Origin of the sequence: Sneathiella sp. (assembly GCF_041689005.1) — a bacterium.
Classification (GTDB): Bacteria; Pseudomonadota; Alphaproteobacteria; order Sneathiellales; family Sneathiellaceae; genus Sneathiella.
Genome location: NZ_JBDNHC010000005.1, coordinates 1 through 16,691, shown reverse-complemented (window position 1 = coordinate 16,691; position 16,691 = coordinate 1). Strand labels below are relative to the sequence as shown.

The 16,691-nt window shown below is 55.6% G+C and carries 16 protein-coding genes; 10 read left to right on the top strand and 6 right to left on the bottom strand.

What is annotated here, in order from left to right; genetic code table 11:
• Nucleotides 1-31 precede the first annotated feature (31 nt).
• From ACESNI_RS00655 to ACESNI_RS00645, 3 genes are all read right to left on the bottom strand, one after another.
• Nucleotides 32-361: a hypothetical protein gene (locus tag ACESNI_RS00655; protein ID WP_373083943.1), complete on the bottom strand. Its 330-nt coding sequence runs from the start codon at nt 359-361 to the stop codon at nt 32-34.
• A gap of 435 nt (nt 362-796) precedes the next feature.
• Nucleotides 797-1,372: a hypothetical protein gene (locus ACESNI_RS00650; RefSeq protein ID WP_373083941.1), complete on the bottom strand. Its 576-nt coding sequence runs from the start codon at nt 1,370-1,372 to the stop codon at nt 797-799.
• 257 nt (nt 1,373-1,629) lie between these two features.
• Nucleotides 1,630-2,232: a hypothetical protein gene (locus tag ACESNI_RS00645; protein ID WP_373083939.1), complete on the bottom strand. Its 603-nt coding sequence runs from the start codon at nt 2,230-2,232 to the stop codon at nt 1,630-1,632.
• Nucleotides 2,233-2,490: 258 nt separating this feature from the next.
• Here ACESNI_RS00645 and ACESNI_RS00640 point away from each other — a divergent pair, with 258 nt between their 5' ends.
• The 10 genes from ACESNI_RS00640 to ACESNI_RS00595 all read left to right on the top strand — a co-directional run bounded on the left by ACESNI_RS00640 (nt 2,491) and on the right by ACESNI_RS00595 (nt 12,198).
• Nucleotides 2,491-3,633, top strand: coding sequence for an acyl-CoA dehydrogenase family protein (locus ACESNI_RS00640; RefSeq protein WP_373083937.1), 1,143 nt, complete (start codon nt 2,491-2,493; stop codon nt 3,631-3,633).
• A gap of 41 nt (nt 3,634-3,674) precedes the next feature.
• Complete coding sequence (locus ACESNI_RS00635) at nt 3,675-4,364, top strand: RluA family pseudouridine synthase (protein WP_373083934.1); 690 nt, start codon at nt 3,675-3,677, stop codon at nt 4,362-4,364.
• Nucleotides 4,365-4,427: 63 nt separating this feature from the next.
• Entirely contained in the window at nt 4,428-4,805 is a 378-nt protein-coding gene (locus tag ACESNI_RS00630) for a DUF427 domain-containing protein (RefSeq protein WP_373083931.1), read from the top strand.
• 55 nt (nt 4,806-4,860) lie between these two features.
• Complete coding sequence (locus tag ACESNI_RS00625; protein WP_373083929.1) at nt 4,861-6,435, top strand: sulfatase-like hydrolase/transferase; 1,575 nt, start codon at nt 4,861-4,863, stop codon at nt 6,433-6,435.
• A gap of 153 nt (nt 6,436-6,588) precedes the next feature.
• Nucleotides 6,589-7,500, top strand: coding sequence for a BadF/BadG/BcrA/BcrD ATPase family protein (locus ACESNI_RS00620; RefSeq protein ID WP_373083927.1), 912 nt, complete (start codon nt 6,589-6,591; stop codon nt 7,498-7,500).
• The gene (nagA, locus tag ACESNI_RS00615) at nt 7,497-8,627 is read left to right on the top strand and encodes an N-acetylglucosamine-6-phosphate deacetylase (protein WP_373083925.1); all 1,131 of its coding nucleotides are present in this window, start codon (nt 7,497-7,499) and stop codon (nt 8,625-8,627) included. Before ACESNI_RS00620 ends, nagA begins: the two co-directional genes overlap by 4 nt.
• Before the next feature lie 121 nt (nt 8,628-8,748).
• Nucleotides 8,749-9,783 carry an ABC transporter substrate-binding protein gene (locus ACESNI_RS00610; protein WP_373083923.1) on the top strand — a complete coding sequence of 345 codons (1,035 nt, stop codon included), beginning with the start codon at nt 8,749-8,751 and terminating at the stop codon, nt 9,781-9,783.
• Between the two features lie 8 nt (nt 9,784-9,791).
• Nucleotides 9,792-10,559 (top strand): ABC transporter ATP-binding protein, encoded by a 768-nt coding sequence (locus ACESNI_RS00605; RefSeq protein WP_373083921.1) that lies wholly within the window; start codon nt 9,792-9,794, stop codon nt 10,557-10,559.
• Nucleotides 10,552-11,382: an ABC transporter permease gene (locus tag ACESNI_RS00600; protein WP_373083919.1), complete on the top strand. Its 831-nt coding sequence runs from the start codon at nt 10,552-10,554 to the stop codon at nt 11,380-11,382. The genes ACESNI_RS00605 and ACESNI_RS00600 overlap by 8 nt, the downstream gene beginning before the upstream one ends.
• Nucleotides 11,383-11,487: 105 nt before the next feature.
• Nucleotides 11,488-12,198, top strand: coding sequence for a GntR family transcriptional regulator (locus ACESNI_RS00595; protein WP_373083917.1), 711 nt, complete (start codon nt 11,488-11,490; stop codon nt 12,196-12,198).
• A gap of 9 nt (nt 12,199-12,207) precedes the next feature.
• Here the strand turns inward: ACESNI_RS00595 and ACESNI_RS00590 are convergent, their stop codons facing one another.
• The 3 genes from ACESNI_RS00590 to ACESNI_RS00580 all read right to left on the bottom strand — a co-directional run bounded on the left by ACESNI_RS00590 (nt 12,208) and on the right by ACESNI_RS00580 (nt 16,217).
• The gene (locus ACESNI_RS00590; protein WP_373083915.1) at nt 12,208-13,947 is read right to left on the bottom strand and encodes an ATP-binding protein; all 1,740 of its coding nucleotides are present in this window, start codon (nt 13,945-13,947) and stop codon (nt 12,208-12,210) included.
• 268 nt (nt 13,948-14,215) lie between these two features.
• Entirely contained in the window at nt 14,216-15,445 is a 1,230-nt protein-coding gene (locus tag ACESNI_RS00585; RefSeq protein ID WP_373083913.1) for an alpha/beta fold hydrolase, read from the bottom strand.
• A gap of 178 nt (nt 15,446-15,623) precedes the next feature.
• Entirely contained in the window at nt 15,624-16,217 is a 594-nt protein-coding gene (locus ACESNI_RS00580; RefSeq protein ID WP_373083911.1) for a hypothetical protein, read from the bottom strand.
• Between the last annotated feature and the right edge of the window lie 474 nt (nt 16,218-16,691).

Here is a 16,691-nt window from a genome sequence, read left to right as displayed (position 1 = left end):
AAATCAGTATTGTTAAAGTGAGATCTATATATCAATTAAAAAATCCGGATCGTCTCCCACCGTAATTCCGTCCGGACCGAGAACCGAGAATATTTCCTTCAACACCCCAATAGGTCAAAGCGCCAGAGGAAAATATTAACTCATATAGGCTGGCGGTTGTTTCATCAAAGCTTTCGGAAACCCCCGAATATGAGTAGTTGACCAGAAGATCCAATTCGAACCCATCGGTGGAATTAATATTACTTCCGTTCATATCCAGCCAGGCGGTTTCATAGGTAAAATAGCCGTCATAGATTCCATCATTAATCGTGCCGGAAAAATCACCGCGATACATCGCGGCGTTGGCGACGCTCGTAAACAAATGAGGGTAAAAGCGGAGATGCCCAGTATTTTTTCATTTGAACTCCTCCTCTAAAACAAAGGCAAACTGAATATACCGTTTTCCTTATTTGATATTTTTCTAATAATAACTTTAAAATAATTTTAAAAAAAGAGTCAATTATTTATTTCTAAATTAAGAAGGAATTCGCAATATTATGCATCAAAGCGAGTGTCCGGCAGAGAATGCCGCCTACAGTCCTGTTTCAATTTACATCCGCCGCCGCCCCATTTATGATGATCGGACAATCCGACAAGAACAATAAAAAGATGGGAACAGGATGCATCGCGATTTTTTTAATGAAGAACATACTCTTTTCCGGGCCTCCGCCCTGCCCCATTTCACCCGCTGACGGCGTACGGCATAAAAAAACCCGGCAACAGCCGGGCTTTTCGTTGAGTGTGATGTTGGAGAGTTCTATGCAGCTATGAGCCCCTCCGCCCTGGCTGCCTTCGCAGCTTTGCGTTTCTTCAGCCCGGCGAGACCGAGCAGCCCTGCCCCGAATACCCAGACCCCGGCGGGCAGTGGCACTGCCGAGATTTGAACCTCCTCGACGCTCCAGGCTGACGTTGCAGCAGTATAAACATATCCGCTTCCGAAATTAAAAGTGTTCTCATGATCGCTTGCTAACAAAAAATCCAACGGATTTTCTCCGCCACTACTGATTGCACTTATTCCACTTTCATTGCCCCCGATTTCCCAGCCAGTCAAAATGCCCGAGGTGAAAGATAAACGCCCAACACCGGCGGTTATTTCATCGAAGCTTCCCGACGCCGCTGTCGTGGCGTAGTTCAATTCAAAATCTGCCTCTAGACCATCGGGGTCATTATAATTGTCACTGGCCATGTTCAGCCCGGCGGGATCATAGGTGAAATACCCGTTATAGGTTCCGTCATCAATCGAGCCGCCAAAATCAACGCGATACATCGCGGCATCGGCGACGCTCGTCGATAAAATGAGGGTTAATGCGGCAATGCCCAGTATATTTTTCATTTTAACTCCCTATTTTAAAATAAATACAGAAAATATGGCATCTGTTTTTCTATATTATTTATTTATTTAATAAATCTTTAGGCTAATTTTACTTAACAAGCAAATCATTATTATTAATAAATATTAATCATAAATATAAATCTCAGGAATATATCGTCATTTTTAAATAAAGAACATCATCTATTCCAAGCTATCGCCGGCGCATAAAAAAACCCGGCAACAGCCGGGCTTTTCGTTGAGTGTGATGTTGGAGAGTTTTATGCAGCCATGAGCCCCTCCGCCCTAGCTGCCTTCGCAGCTTTGCGTTTCTTCAGACCGGCAAGACCGAGCAGCCCTGCCCCGAATACCCAGACCCCGGCGGGCAGTGGCACTGCCGAGATTTCGTGGACGCTTTGCGTTGAAGGGTAAATTTTAATGTCGGCGAGGTCAGGCGTAAAAAATGAGCTGTACTGGCATTCAGAGCAGACGAAAAAATCGTCGAAATCGGCGAAGTTGACGCGGAAGATGCCGTTTACGTACCCGCCGATAACATAAGAGACCAAATTTCCCGAGGAAAATGTAAGTTCGCCGACACCGGCGACAGTTTCATCGAAACTTCCCGATCCATTTGTGAAGTCATAATTAAATAGCAATTCCGTTCCAAAGCCGGCGCCGGGCACGTCATTCTCGCCGAATGCCACGTGATCGATTTCATTCTTGCCATTTAAATCCAGTCCGGCCGTATCATAGGTGAAATAGCCGTCATAGGTGCCCCCGTCATTTTCAGCGGTTCCGCTAAAATCGACGCGATAGAGCGATGCGTTGGCGACGCCCGAGGCCATTAAAAAAAATAAGACACTCGCTCCCAATAATTTTTTCACTTTCCCCGCCTTTCAATTTCAATTCGAAAATTATGATATGATGTATATTAGATTTATTGATAATTTTATATAATTGTCAATCCGTTGTTTTTAAATAATAATTAACCATAAATAGTTGTAATAATCACAGTGAGTATGCAGGTCAGGGAGTCTCCGGCAAAGAATATCGCCTATGGTCCTGTTTCAATTTACATCCGCCGCCGCCCCATTTATGATGATCGGACAATCCGACAAGAACAATAAAAAGATGGGAACAGGATGCAGCGCGATTTTTTTGGTGAAGAGCATGATCTTTTCCGGGCCTCCGCCCGCCGTTTCGTGGCGGAACGGGTTGTTCCCTTTCATGCCGAGTGGGAAAAAGCCGGGCAGGTCAGCCGTGACGTCTGGCGTGAGGCGGGCGCCGGCGGTTTCCTATGCTGCTCGGTCGCGGAGGAATATGGCGGCGCCGGTGGGGATTTCCTGTTCGGCGCCATCTTCACCGAAGAGCTTGCCCGCGTCGGCGCCACCGGACCCGCCTTTCACCTGCATTCGGAAATCGTCGCGCCCTATATCACCGCCTATGGCACCGAGGAACAGAAGAGGAAATGGTTGCCCGGCCTGGTCAGCGGCGAGGTTATCTCCGCCGTCGCCATGAGTGAGCCCGGCGCCGGATCGGATTTGCAGAATATCCGCACGACCGCCATTGCCGACGGCGATGACTATGTGATCAACGGCCAGAAGGTCTTCATCAGCAACGGCCAACTCGCCGATCTCGTGGTGCTTGCCTGCAAGACGGACCCCGCTGCCGGTGGCCGGGGCGTCAGCCTCGTCCTCGTCGAGGGCGACCGTGAGGGGTTCACGCGCGGGCGCAACCTTGAAAAAGCGGGCTACAAGGCGCAGGACACCTCGGAGCTTTTCTTCTCCGATGTCCGGGTGCCGAAAAGCAACCTGCTCGGCGTCGAGGGGCGCGGCTTCAAGCAGTTGATGCAGCAGTTGCCGCAGGAGCGGCTGGTGATCGCCGTGCGCTCCGCCGCCATCATCGAGGCGGCCCTTGACTGGACGATCCAGTATACCAAGGAGCGAAAAGCCTTCGGCAGCACCCTCGCCGATTTTCAGAATACCCGCTTTAAGCTGGCGGAGATCAAGTCGACCGCCGTAATGCTGCGCAGCTTCGTCGATGACTGCATTCGCCGCCACCTGAAGGGCGAGCTGGATGCGGTCACCGCCGCGATGGCCAAGATGCAATCGACGGAACTTATGTGCAAGGTGCTGGACGACTGCCTGCAGCTGTTCGGCGGCTATGGTTATATGTGGGAATACCCGATCTGCCGCGCCTGGGCCGACAACCGCATGGCCCGCATCGCCGGGGGAACAACGGAAATAATGAAAGAAATCATCAGTCGTGATATACTGGCAGACTAGCAGCGCCGAGAAGACCCGATGAAAAGACCAAAGACGTAATAATGAACGACAGCAAGCCGCCGACCGACCCGCGTTTCGATATCCTTTATGAAGATGGCCAGATACTGGTCGTGAACAAGCCGAGCGGGTTGCTCTCGGTGCCGGGGCGCGGGGATCATCTCGCCGACTGCATGGAGAGCCGCTGCCAGGAGAAATTCCCGTTGGCGCGGACGGTCCACCGCCTCGATATGGATACCTCCGGCGTCATGGTGCTGGCCATCGGGCCCGAGGTTCATCGCAGCCTGAACAAGCTGTTCGCCGATCGTGCCGTCGAGAAGCATTATGCGGCCTGGGTCACGGGGGAAGTCGCCGGGACGAGTGGCGAGATTGCCTTGCCCCTCAGCGCCGACTGGCCAAACCGGCCGCGGCAGAAGGTCGATCCGGTGTCCGGGAAACCCTCCCTCACCCGCTGGCGGGTCACGGCGCGCCGGGCGGGGTCAACCGCCCTCATCCTGTCCCCGGTAACCGGCAGAACCCACCAGCTCCGGGTTCATTGCGCGGCTATCGGCCATCCAGTGCTGGGCGACCGGCTCTACGGTAGTCCCGAGGTGCGCAAGATGGCGCCGAGGTTACAGCTGCACGCCGAAACCCTCGCCTTTCCCCATCCGGTCACAAGCGAGCCGCTGAGCTTTCATGTTCCCTCGTCACTCACCGGTCCGCTGGAGCGGGCGGTTCGTGAAAATGCCCCTTGAATTCCGGCACCCCTCCGCGCCATACTGATAAAGAGAGCTGCAACATTCTGAAAGGAGTGATCAATGGAGGCCAATCATGCAACCGAGAACGCCCCGGGCTTTGCCAAATATCCCGATTATAAAATCGATATCGACACGCCAACTGCGGAAATAACGGCGATGCTTCAGGGCAAGGTCATCGCCAGCAGTAAAAACGTGCTCATCGTCCGGGAATCAAACCATGTACCGGTAGTCTATTTTCCGCCGGGAGATGTCCGCCTTGACCTCGCGACCCGGACTGACAAGGAAAGTTTTTGTCCGTTCAAGGGGGACGCCACCTACTGGACCTTTGGCGACGAGAAGAACATTGCCTGGTCCTATGAAGACCCGTTTCTGGAAATGCAGAAAATAAAAGGGTACCTCGCTTTCTACACGGACCGGCTGGATGCGCCGCTTATCTAGGGTTTCCAAGGCGCTGCCCCGGGGATCATTACATACATAATTGTCGGGGATTGATATGGGCCAGGTTCGGAATATTTTGTTTATCATGTGTGACCAATTGAGGGCCGACTATCTTGGCTGTAGCGGGCACCCGACCATAAAGACTCCCCATATCGACGCCCTTGCGAAACGGGGTGTGCTGTTTACGAATACCTTTTGCCAGGCTCCGGTCTGCGGCCCGTCGCGCATGTGCTTCTATACCGGGCGTTATATGCAGTCCCATGGCTCCACCTATAACGGCGTCCCGCTGAATATCGGCATACCGACACTTGGTGATCATTTACGCGAGCTCGGGGTGACGACGGGCCTCATCGGCAAGACCCATATGGCGGCGGACCGTGCCGGCATGAAACGGCTCGGCATTGACCCGGCAAGCGATGACGGCATCCTCGCCAGCCAATGCGGGTTCGAGCCGTGGGAGCGCGACGACGGCCTGCATCCGGAGGGCGGCAATGATCCGAACCTTGCCTATAATGTTTACTTACGCGAGCAGGGATATGAGGGCGATAACCCCTGGCATGACTATGCTAATTCTGGGCTGGACAAAAACGGCGAGATTGCCAGCGGCTGGCGCCTGCGCAATGCCCATCTCCCCGCCCGGGTCGAGGCGCGGCATTCGGAAACCGCTTATATGACCACGCAGGCGATGACGAAAATCGGCGACCTCGGCGATACGCCCTGGTGCCTGCATTTGAGTTATATCAAGCCGCATTGGCCCTATATTGCCCCCGCCCCCTATCACGACATGTATGGGCCCGAGGATGTGATTGCCGCCAATCTCGGCGAGCGCGAGAAGAACGATCCGCACCCGGTCATCGCCGCCTTCATGGCGCATGAGGAAAGCCGTAATTTATCCGATGAGGACAAGCGCCGCCATGTCATTCCCGCCTATATGGGGCTGATCTCCGAGATTGACGATAATATCGGGCGGTTGATGGCCTTTCTGAAGAAACAGGGTCGGCTTGACGATACCCTGATCGTGCTGACCAGTGACCATGGCGACTATCTCGGCGATCACTGGCTCGGCGAGAAAGAGCTGTTCCATGAGGAGAGCGTGAAAATCCCGCTGATTGTCGCCAACCCGGACAGCGCCTGCGATGCAACACGCGGCAGCCATCTTGACGCGCTGATTGAGGCGATTGACCTGATCCCGAGCTTTGTCGAGGCATTGGGCGGCACGGCAAAACCCCATGTGCTGGAAGGCAAGTCCTTCCTGCCCCTGCTGGAGGGGGACAACGGGACCGAATGGCGCGACGAGGTGTATAGCGAGGTTGACTATGCCTTTCGCGGCGCCCGCCTCGCCCTCGGGCTGAAAGCGGACGAGGCGCGGGCCTATATGGTCCGCACCGAGCGCTGGAAATATATCTCCTACGACAATTTCCGCCCCCAGCTTTTTGACCTGTCGAAGGACCCCAATGAGCTGATTGATCTTGGCACGAGCAAACTGCATGACGAAATCCGCAAGAATCTGGCGACAACGCTGAATGAGTGGCTTCGCCTCCGGCGCAACCGCATCACCATCGCCGATCATGAGATTGACAAGCGGACGGATAATTACAAGGACCGGGGAATATTTTTCGGGGTCTGGTAGGCGCCAGCCTTCGTGCCGGTCGCGGCTGATACTAATACTCCCTCGCCCCTGTGACGCCTCGGCGCCGTAATTTCTTGAGCTAAATCCCATTGCAGTATGAAGCCCCGCCCCTATACTCATGTCGAACGGCCAGAAAGGGACCTTCGGGAACGGATGACAGAGACAGCGAAACAGAAATTTTATCTTTCCGTCGATTGCGGTGGCAGCAATTGCCGCGCCCAGCTGTATGACGCGTCTGGTGATCTGCTGGCCATCGGGCGCGCCGGGCCGGCCAATGCCTTTCTCGGGCTTGACACCGTGCTCAGCGAAACCTTCCGCGCAACGCGGGAGGCGATTGACACGCTGCCCGATTTGACCATCCCGCTTTCCAGCATTCACGCCGGGATTGCCCTCGCCGGGCTGGTCGAGGAGACTTTGCGCACGGAATTCATTGACATGCCGCATCCCTTTGCCTCGATGACCGCGGAAACCGATGCCTTTGTCGCCCAGCTTGGGGCCTTTTCCGGAGGCGATGGTGGGCTGCTCATCACCGGCACCGGCTCCTGCGCCTTCGCCACCCACAAAGGTGAGAAATTCTATATCGGCGGCTGGGGCTTTCATATCTCCGATCAGGGCAGCGGCGCCCGGCTCGGGCAATTGTCACTCCGCCGCGCCTTGCAGGCGATGGACGGCATTCAGCCCGCCTCGCCTTTTTGTGACGCGGTCACCGCCGAGATTGGCGATACGCCGGGAGAGATTTCATACTGGGCCCAGCAAGCGCGGCCCGCCGATTATGGCCGTTTCTCCGGCCTTGCCTTTACCCATGCCGAGGGCGGTGATCCGGTCGCGCTCGACCTTGTCCGCCAGATCGGTGGCGAGGTCGACCAACTGATTTCCGCCCTGATTGATCGGGGTGTCCCTCAGGTCTGCCATGCTGGCGGGCTTGCGAAAGTCTTACGGCCGTGGCTTGATCCCGGTCTGCTCGCCCAACTCGTCGAACCCGAAGGCGATGTTTTTGAGGGAGCACAGCGCCTCATTCGCGACGGCGGCGGCCTCATCAACCGTTCGAAAGGCAGCACAACATGAGTCACGCCCTCACTAACTGCCGGATCTGGACCGGATCGGGCTGGCGCGACCGTCACGCGGTACTGATAAGCGATGGCCGGATTACGGATATCGTCGGTGCGGATGACATTCCGGTGGGCACAACCCGTGAGGATCTCGGCGGCGGCATACTGGTGCCCGGCTTTATTGATGTTCAGGTTAATGGTGGCGGCGGTGTGCTGTTCAATGACTGCACCAGTCTTGAGGATCTTACCACCCTCGCCGCGACCCATCGCCGCTTTGGCACCACCGGCCTGTTGCCGACGGTGATCAGCGACAGCTGGTCCGTGATGGTGGAAAAGGCCGAGCTGATCCGTGCCGCGATCACCGCGGGCACACCCGGTATTCTTGGGCTTCATTTCGAGGGACCGTATCTTAATGTTGAGCGCAAGGGCGTTCATGACGCGCAGCAGATCCGAGCCGTTGATGAGGCCTTTATCGAGCTTGTCACCGCCGGTGATCTTGGCGCAGTTGTGGTCACGCTCGCGCCGGAAATGGTGCCGCTCGCGCTGATAAAGACACTCGCCGATGCCGGGGTCCGGGTTGCAGCCGGGCATAGCAACGCGACCTATGAGCAGACCCGCGCCGCCCTCGATGCTGGCCTCTCCGGCTTCACCCATCTGTTCAACGCGATGGCGCCGATGCTGAGCCGGGCGCCCGGACTGATCGGTGCAGCCCTCAGCGATACGGAAAGTTTCTGCGGCATCATCGCGGACGGCCATCATGTTCATCCGGCGACTTTACGGGCGGCAATCGCGGCACGCGGCCCCGGCCATATGATGCTGGTCACCGATGCCATGCCGACAGTTGGCACCCACCTCACCCGGTTCGCCCTCAACGGCGAGAAGATTACCGTCGCCAACGGGCGCTGCGAGACCGCAGACGGCGTTCTCGCCGGCTCCTGCCTCGATATGGCGGCGGCGGCACGATACGCCATTTCAGAGCTTGAACAGACAGCAGAGGATGCCTGGTCTATGGCCTCAAGTGTCCCGGCGAGCTTCCTTGGCCTTGAGGACAGCTTTGGCCAAATAGAGGCGGGCTATGCCGCCGATCTTGTCCTCTTGGATCATAACAAACAGGTTACGCGAAGCTGGATCGGTGGGCGGTAGAGCGGCCTGTTATTCATTTGACATCCAGTGATTGATCCACGTACAAAATGACAACAGCAATGACTGTAGATAACCCGCTAACAAATTTATGAAATGAAACTTTTCCCGGGAGGATTGCCTGATGATTTCGATGACAAGACGGACATTCAAGGCGGCAGTTCTGGGCAGCCTGATTGCCCTCGCCACGGCCGGTGCGGCGCTGACAACGGCCGCCGCCGCAGACAAGATCACGGTCGGCGCGCTGCGCTTCACCTCCCATGCGCCGAGTTTTGTTGCCTTCGAGCGCGGCTATTTCAAGGATCAGGGCCTCGATGTCGAGTTCAAGTTCTTTCAGGCGGCCCAGCCGATGGCCGTGGCCATTGCCTCCGGAGATGTGGATTTCGGCGTCACCGCCATTTCCGGCGCCCTGATCAATCTTGCCGACAAAGGCGCGATCAAGGTTATTGGCGGCGCCCTGCAGGAAGAACCCGGGATTGAGGGGCAGATCATTCTTGCCTCCAAGGCTGCCTATGATGCCGGCCTGACCTCGCCGGACAAGCTGAAAGGCCATAGCTTCGGCATAACCCAGGCGGGTTCCTCCTTTCATTACATGGCGCATAAAATCGCCGAGAAGGAAGGCTTTGACAGTGGCGACATCAAACTTGTCCCGCTGCAGAAAGTCGGGGCCGTTATCGGCGCGCTCAAATCCGGCCAGATTGATAGCTGGGCGATCGTGCCGCATATCGCCAAGGCGCTGCTGAAAAGCCCGGAAGTGGTGCAGATCGGCATGATTGCCGATTACATCCCGGACTATCAGGTAACGACGATTTTCACCTCGACGGAAAATGCCGAGACCAAGCCCGATCTTACGAAACGCTTTCTCAAGGCCTTTGCCATGGGCGCCGATGATTTCAATGCCGCCCTTGTCGACAAGACCGCGGGCGAGCAGGCGGCAGACGACATGGTCAAACTGATCCATATTTATGTCTATGCCGATAAGCCGCTCGACAAGGCCGCCGCCTCCATCCGCAATGGCGCAATGCGGGTCAATAAAGACGGGAAGCTTAACCTGACCAACGTCAAGGACCAGCTCGACTGGTTCAAGGCCGAGGGACTGGTTTCCGGCGACATCACTATCGAGACCTTGGTGAACACCGACTATGTCGACACCTATTAAGCGCGGACATGGACCTCAGTCTTCGCCATATCCGGCATAGCTATGACGATGTCGAGGTCCTCCGTGACATCAATCTTGAGATAACGCAGGGCCAGATCGTCTGCATTATTGGCCCGTCCGGGTGCGGGAAATCGACCCTGCTGCGAATTATCGGCGGGCTTGAGCGCCCAGACGCCGGCGAGGTGCTGCAACTGGGCGAGCCGCCCGCCGACTGCCTCAACCCCCTCACCTATATCTTTCAGGATTTCGCCCTGCTGCCGTGGCGGACGGTGGAGGGGAATGTCAGCCTCGCGCTGGAGGATCACCGGCTCGGCGCCGCGGAGACAGCGGCCATCATTGAGGATGTCCTCGCCCGGACCAAGCTCTCCGACTTTCGCGCCGCCTACCCGCGCCAGCTCTCCGGCGGCATGAAGCAGCGCGTCGCCATTGCTCGCGCCCTCAGCGTTCGCCCCGCCGTTTTACTGATGGATGAGCCGCTGTCAGCGCTCGACAGCCAGACCCGCGAATTGCTCATGGATGACCTCATTGATCTGTGGGAGAAGGAAAACTATACCGCCGCCTATGTCACCCATAATCTCGCCGAGGCGGTGCGACTTGGCCATAAGATCGTGGTGCTGTCGCGGCGCCCCGGCGAGATCCGCGAGATTGTTGAGATAGACATGCCGCTCAGCGCCCGCCGCGCTGACAATCCGGAATTGGAAGCCATTCAGGCGCAGTTGTGGCAGTTGATGCGCGATGAAGCCCTCGCCGCCGACCGGGAGCTTGTCGATGTCTGATAAACCGGCGTCTGACAAACCGCCCCCCCTTCCCGAGGATGCGCGCCCCGTCCCGTTTCGCGGCGGCGGCTTCCGGCCCAAACCGAAGCGGTTCATCGGGCCGCTTGTCTTCATCGGCCTGATTGCCTTCTGGGAATTCGGCTCTCGCGTTGGCTTTATCAGTGCGCTGGTACTGCCCGCCCCGTCAGAGGCATTCGATGCCTTCATGAACCTTGTCCATTCGGGCCTGCTGTGGAAGCATCTCTCCGCCTCGCTGCAGCGGCTCGTCCTCGGCTGGGCCTCGGGCACCGCGCTCGGGGTCATCGTTGGCGTGCTGATCGGGCTGTTTTCACTGGCCCGCTCAAGCCTGTCACCACTTGTCTCGGCAATCTTCCCGATCCCGAAGATCGCGCTCTTACCGCTATTCATCATCTGGTTCGGCATCGGCGAAGGATCGAAAGTCGCGACCATCATGTTCGGCACCTTTTTTCCGACGGTGATCGCGACCTATGGCGGCATTGATAATATTGACCGTGGCCTGATCCGCATGGGGCAATCCTTCGGGCTTAGCCGCGCCTCCATCATCCGCAAGATCATCCTGCCGGGGGCGCTGCCAGCGATCCTGTCCGGCGCCCGCATCTCCGCGGCCATTGCCATTATCCTGCTGGTAGCGGCCGAAATGATCGCTGCCGAATACGGGATCGGCGCCTATATCCTGCTGGCGGGCAGCCTGATGGCAACGGACCAGCTAATCGCGGGGGTCGCGATCCTTTCGGTTCTGGGGCTGGTGATCGCCTGGCTCATCGGTAAGGCGGAGAAATACTTCCTGAAATGGCGGGCGTAAGGGGAGCTGGTTATATATTTTGGCCCGACCCGCAACCCCTTATGGCATGTGATAAATTTTCAGTTATTAACCAAATCTAAATCATCGGCTGGCAAAATTCTGGCCATGACATCCGCATTACAATATAAGCCCCGCGCTTCCCTCACGCCGAAGAAGCTGTCCCTTACGGACAAGGCTTATTCCGCGATCAAGGCCGAGATCAATGCCGGGCATATTCCGCTCAACAGTTTCATCAATATTCCTGAAATCGAGCAACAGCTCGCGATGAGCCGGACCCCGGTGCGCGAGGCCATGTTACGCCTGCAAACCGAGAAGGTCGTCGAGATCGTCCCCAAGCGCGGCATTCACATTCTACCGTTGTCGGTCACTGATCTCATTGAATATTACCAGGTCATCGCCGGGCTTGAGGTCGAGGCGGTTGGCAATATCTGCCGGCGGCGGCTGACCCGGACCGATATCATGCCGTTTCTCTATGCCCTCTCCTCCATGGAGAATGCGTTGAAGGGCGACGATCATGACGCCTGGGCGCTCGCCGAGGAGACCTTCCATCGCAGTTTATTTATTCTGAACGGCAACCATCGCCTGACCGAGACCGGCCTGTCCTATCGTGACATTGTCCAACGGGCGCATCTGGTGGCGCTCCGGCATATACCGATCTCCGACAAGAAGCGGTTTCTCCGCCATCATAACAGTCTCAAGGAACTTATTCTGTCGGCCAATGAAAAGCTCGCGCGCGAGAATTTTCAGGAACAATGCGACTGGGCCAGCGGCCTGACCGCGCAGATTCTCGCCGAGCAGGAAATTATCTCACTTTAACGGATCTGATCAGGCGCTCCGGGCTGTCGACATGCCCGGCTGCACCTGCGCCAGCGGAATGCGGACGACGAAATCCGAACCGATCCCGGCATAGGACGTGCACGTAATTTCACCGCCGAGCTTGTTGACAGTTTCACGGACCGTATAAAGCCCGATACCCAGCCCGCCGCTCATGCCTGCCGCCTTCGCATGGCGGAAGCCGCGCTCAAAAATCCGCTCGATATCCTCCTCGGCGATCCCGATGCCGGTATCCTCGACCTTGACCAGTAGGTCGCCCGTTTCCAGCGTCGTACTGACCTTGATTGCACCGCCATTGTTCGTGTAATTGATGGCGTTGCTCAAAAGATTACTGATGATGCGCTGAAGCTGCGCCGGAAAATCAATCTCACGCGGCAGCGGTACCCGGTTGACCCAGGTAAAGGTAAGATTCTTTTCGCTGATCGCGGTATCAAAATGACCAAGCGTTTCGGCGACGGTTTTCTGCAGCTTCCGGGTCACCGGCGCATTGAGGGAGGCAAGGCTGTCGGCGGGCGGGGCGGACAGGGCAAGATAATCCGCAACATGCGTCTTCATTGTCCGGGCAATCGCCTCTGCGCGTTCGGCATAGTCAGTCCCGTTGTCCTTCACCTCGGCGGCAAAGGAATGGATGAGGTCGATGAATTTCTGGATATCGCGACGGACAGACAGGCTGCCGTCGATGGTGACATTGGCCAGCTTTTGTTCAGCCTCCAGCAAAATGCGCTGGCGGGCGCCGATTTCAGAGCGACGGTCAAACAGCGCGACAATCTGCATGGTGTCATCCTTGTTGGTGGAAAAATCGGCCTGCACCGGTATGGCCATGCCGGACTGCAGATTAAGCGTCGCCGAAATCCGCCGGTCCGTCCCCGCCTGCCGATAGATATCGGCGACCGTCATCGGGCTGTCGAACTCAAGAATCTGGGTCAGAGAGGCACCAACAAGGTTTTTGGGTTGCGTTTGCAACAGTCTGGCGGCGGCCTGGTTGCAATGACGAACAATCCCATCCGCCCCGGCAATCAGGAACGGTACCGTGGCATAGTCGAGAAAGCTTTCGAGGACGGATTTTATTTCCGACTGGCGCGCAACCGCCTTGCGTTTCAGATATTCAAACCGTAGTCCCATGACGACAACGATGGCGAGTAGCAGCCCAATGGCGAACAGCGTCGTATAGAGAGAATTCAGATTGCTCTGGTCCTTTTCCATGGCAGCGAGGACGGCGGTCCGTATGTTGTTCTGTTCGGCGTCATACATATCAATGATATCCTGATAGGCCGCAAAGGCCGCCGCATCATCAATATGGATGGTGTTGTCAATCTCGCGGATCGATTTTCCCTCGCCGCGCAGCTGGTCGATGCGGTTGATGCTGACGAAGTAGCCGCGAAGAGTCTCGTCAATCGTATTTACCTGCGCATCCGCTGCCGCCCCGAAATGGGCGTGAAGCTTGTCCAGAACATCCCGGGCCTCGTCAAAATAATCGAAAAACCGTTCCTTGCTGGCGGGCTTGCCGGTGATGAGATAATCGCTAAAATTATGCTTGAGACCGTGAAATCCGGATAGACTGAGCAATCGCTCCGTATTTGCGCCAGTATCGTCAAAGCGTTTGTCCAGCTCAATCCATTGCGAGGGCGCATTGAGGGAATAGACCTGGTAAGTCCAGAAAAACAGCAGAGCGAACAATGCCGCGAGAAAGGCGAAAATAACGCCGAAATTCTTATGAAAATGATCAACCACGAAAATAGTCCTAACATCGAGAAATCTATACTGAAACGATGGATAAAATGGTCCCGTGGATAATATTGATTACAACTCTTAATATTTCGTTAATTTCTGAAAGGAAGGGGAGACGATTTTTTCGGACACGAAAAAAATGTTGTAATTTGGGGCCATTTTACGAAAAATTTTCCCAACTCTCATTAAACATTACAATCATGGCGACAATTTGTCTAAATCATAAAACAGATATATTTACCGGTATTTTTTTATTTCCAGTGTGTCTGTTTCAGGTCAGAACGGACTTGATCTGCACCTTTTTCTCCAGTGTCTGGTGGACCGGGCAGCGATCGGCGATTTCCAGCAGTCGCGCCCGTTGCTCCTCCGACAGGTCGCCGGTCAGTTCGATTTCCCGGTCGATCTGATCGATTTTGTGAAGGGCCTTGTCGCAGTCCTCGCAATCTTCCGCATGGACCTTATGATGATTGAGGCGGACGGCGACGCGATCCAGCGGCCATTTCTTGCGATCCGCATACATTTGGATCGTCATCGAGGTACAGGCCCCGAGACCGGCGGCAAGCAAATCATAGGGCGTCGGCCCGACATTGGTGCCGCCCACTGAAAACGGCTCATCGGCGAGCAGCGGATGGCCGCTTGCGTCTATTTTTTGTACGAATGTCTTCGGACCGGCACCGGTGACGACTGTCGTCTCCGCGTCCGCCTTCAGCTTTGAGGCAGGCTCAATTTCCGGCATATCCTGTAACTCAGGAATGTAACGCTTGCTCCAGCTGCCGATGACCTCGGCGACATAGCTGGCGTCGGCGTGATTGGTCAACAGATGATCAGCGCCGTCGAGGGAGATGAAACTCTTTGGGTGCTTCGCCGCTACGAAAATATTGCTGGCGTTATTGATGCCGACGATTTCATCAATGGGCGAATGGAATATCAGCAGGGCCTTACGAAGATGGGCGAGCCGGTCGCCCTGTTTCTGGTCATCAATATCGTCGAGAAACTGGCGGTTTACCTTGAACGGTCGGCCGCTGATCTCAACGACAGCCTCGCCTTTATCGCGAATTTCCTGATGTGACTTCCGGAAATGCTGGCCCGCATGGGCCGGATCGAACGGCGCACCGATGGTCACAACGGCTTTCGCCTCCGCGATTTCCGAGGCTGCCGCCAGAACCGCCGCCCCGCCCAGGCTATGACCAATAAGAAGGCTCGGCGCGCGGTACTTATCCTTCAGGAGGGTCGCCGCATGGACAATATCCACAATATTGGAGGAGAAATTGCTGTTGGCAAACTCGCCGTCGCTCTGGCCGAGGCCAGTAAAATCAAACCGGAGCGTCGCAACCCCGAGCCCGGCAAGCGCCGCCGCGACCCGTGAGGCGGCAAAAACATCCTTCGAACAGGTAAAGCAATGGGCAAAAAGCGCGTAGGTTTTCGGCTCGCCAACGGGTAAATCAAGCCGCGCCGCGAGTTGTCCGGCGGATCCCTCGAATGTAATTTTCTCCCGGCGCATGATATATCCTCCTGACATCGTCAGCCGATGCCCGCTTATATCGACTAAAACAAAGGCGAAGCCTATCCCGGCGCCAAAATAGTGGCAAGCAATCTGTCACCTAAAGGCCTGCGCGCACGTCTGGTAGCGGGATATTATACAGAAAGGTCTGCGGGATGTGCGATACGGAACACAGAGATCAGCTTTGATCGCCGCCCACGATATGCTCGAACAGCCGGTCAATGGTCAAACCGAGATCGACAGAGGGGGTAAGATGGGCGGTTTCCATCCCCGCGCCGTCATCGGCCCCGGTAAAGGCGGGGGTCGTGTCGGCCTCCACGAGCGGGTCAGGCATCATATGGGCGACCGGATCCGGCAGAGACGACTTCGCCAGCTCCATGGCATCGAAAAGATGGTCAAGATCGATCTGGTCGTCATACATCTCGCCAAAACTGACAAGGTTTCCGCCGACCGGAATGGAAGAATGCGGGAGAGCCTCCGCCTGCAGCAGGATGAGGGTCAGGTCAAAATTGGCATCGTTGAACATATCATTGGCGTAAGTCACACCAACCATCTGCTCGACGCCAGCGGAGACATAGACGAATTCCTCCCCGGCGGCGCCGAGCATATGGGTATGTTCTGTGACAGTTTCCAGTGCGGATGCCGGCGTCTCGCGGCCGGTTTCGTCAGCGATACGTGCAAACGGCTCCTCTTCGATCGGGCTATCGCCGAAAAGAATGTACCGTCCTGCCGCGTCTGTCCCCATCTCATCTGTCATTGTGTCATTGTCCATGCTGCGACAATTCCGTTCCTGCCGCACCCTCGTTTCAAGGGAGTTTCGCGACGATCATTTCTCTCTACCCTGAACCTAGCGAATAAATCACCCGACTGCATACCCCAAACAGGGGAAAGCGCGATATTTTTTAGATAATAAAATATCTAATTATTACAATTACTTATGAAGTATTTCTAAAATATAGTTAAGAATTTATTAAGAATTTTAACGAGAAGGAAAATGCAAGCCGGAACCGCGCCGACAGTCTTGCTCAAGATCGGCTCAGGCCAAAATACCGGTTTAAATATTTTAACCGGAACATGAAAAACATGAAATAAAGAGACGATTAATACTTTATTAACCTTTCCAAAAAAGGAATTTTTAATAACTTGGGTTGATCATTGGAAACCATCCATTTAGATTACTCTTCCGATGAGGTGTATTGTGAGCCATTTGACTGACGTAAATATTACAACGAGACTGACAGGTTCC

Excerpts from the sequence above, each read along its gene's own strand:
- nagA (WP_373083925.1), top strand. The coding sequence starts at position 7,497 with ATGAGTCACGCCCTCACTAACTGCCGGATCTGGACCGGATCGGGCTGG.
- ACESNI_RS00650 (WP_373083941.1), bottom strand. The coding sequence starts at position 1,372 with ATGAAAAATATACTGGGCATTGCCGCATTAACCCTCATTTTATCGACG.
- ACESNI_RS00640 (WP_373083937.1), top strand. The coding sequence starts at position 2,491 with ATGCAGCGCGATTTTTTTGGTGAAGAGCATGATCTTTTCCGGGCCTCC.
- ACESNI_RS00635 (WP_373083934.1), top strand. The coding sequence starts at position 3,675 with ATGAACGACAGCAAGCCGCCGACCGACCCGCGTTTCGATATCCTTTAT.
- ACESNI_RS00605 (WP_373083921.1), top strand. The coding sequence starts at position 9,792 with ATGGACCTCAGTCTTCGCCATATCCGGCATAGCTATGACGATGTCGAG.
- ACESNI_RS00595 (WP_373083917.1), top strand. The coding sequence starts at position 11,488 with ATGACATCCGCATTACAATATAAGCCCCGCGCTTCCCTCACGCCGAAG.
- ACESNI_RS00620 (WP_373083927.1), top strand. The coding sequence starts at position 6,589 with ATGACAGAGACAGCGAAACAGAAATTTTATCTTTCCGTCGATTGCGGT.
- ACESNI_RS00625 (WP_373083929.1), top strand. The coding sequence starts at position 4,861 with ATGGGCCAGGTTCGGAATATTTTGTTTATCATGTGTGACCAATTGAGG.
- ACESNI_RS00630 (WP_373083931.1), top strand. The coding sequence starts at position 4,428 with ATGGAGGCCAATCATGCAACCGAGAACGCCCCGGGCTTTGCCAAATAT.
- ACESNI_RS00580 (WP_373083911.1), bottom strand. The coding sequence starts at position 16,217 with ATGGACAATGACACAATGACAGATGAGATGGGGACAGACGCGGCAGGA.
- ACESNI_RS00610 (WP_373083923.1), top strand. The coding sequence starts at position 8,749 with ATGATTTCGATGACAAGACGGACATTCAAGGCGGCAGTTCTGGGCAGC.
- ACESNI_RS00600 (WP_373083919.1), top strand. The coding sequence starts at position 10,552 with ATGTCTGATAAACCGGCGTCTGACAAACCGCCCCCCCTTCCCGAGGAT.
- ACESNI_RS00585 (WP_373083913.1), bottom strand. The coding sequence starts at position 15,445 with ATGCGCCGGGAGAAAATTACATTCGAGGGATCCGCCGGACAACTCGCG.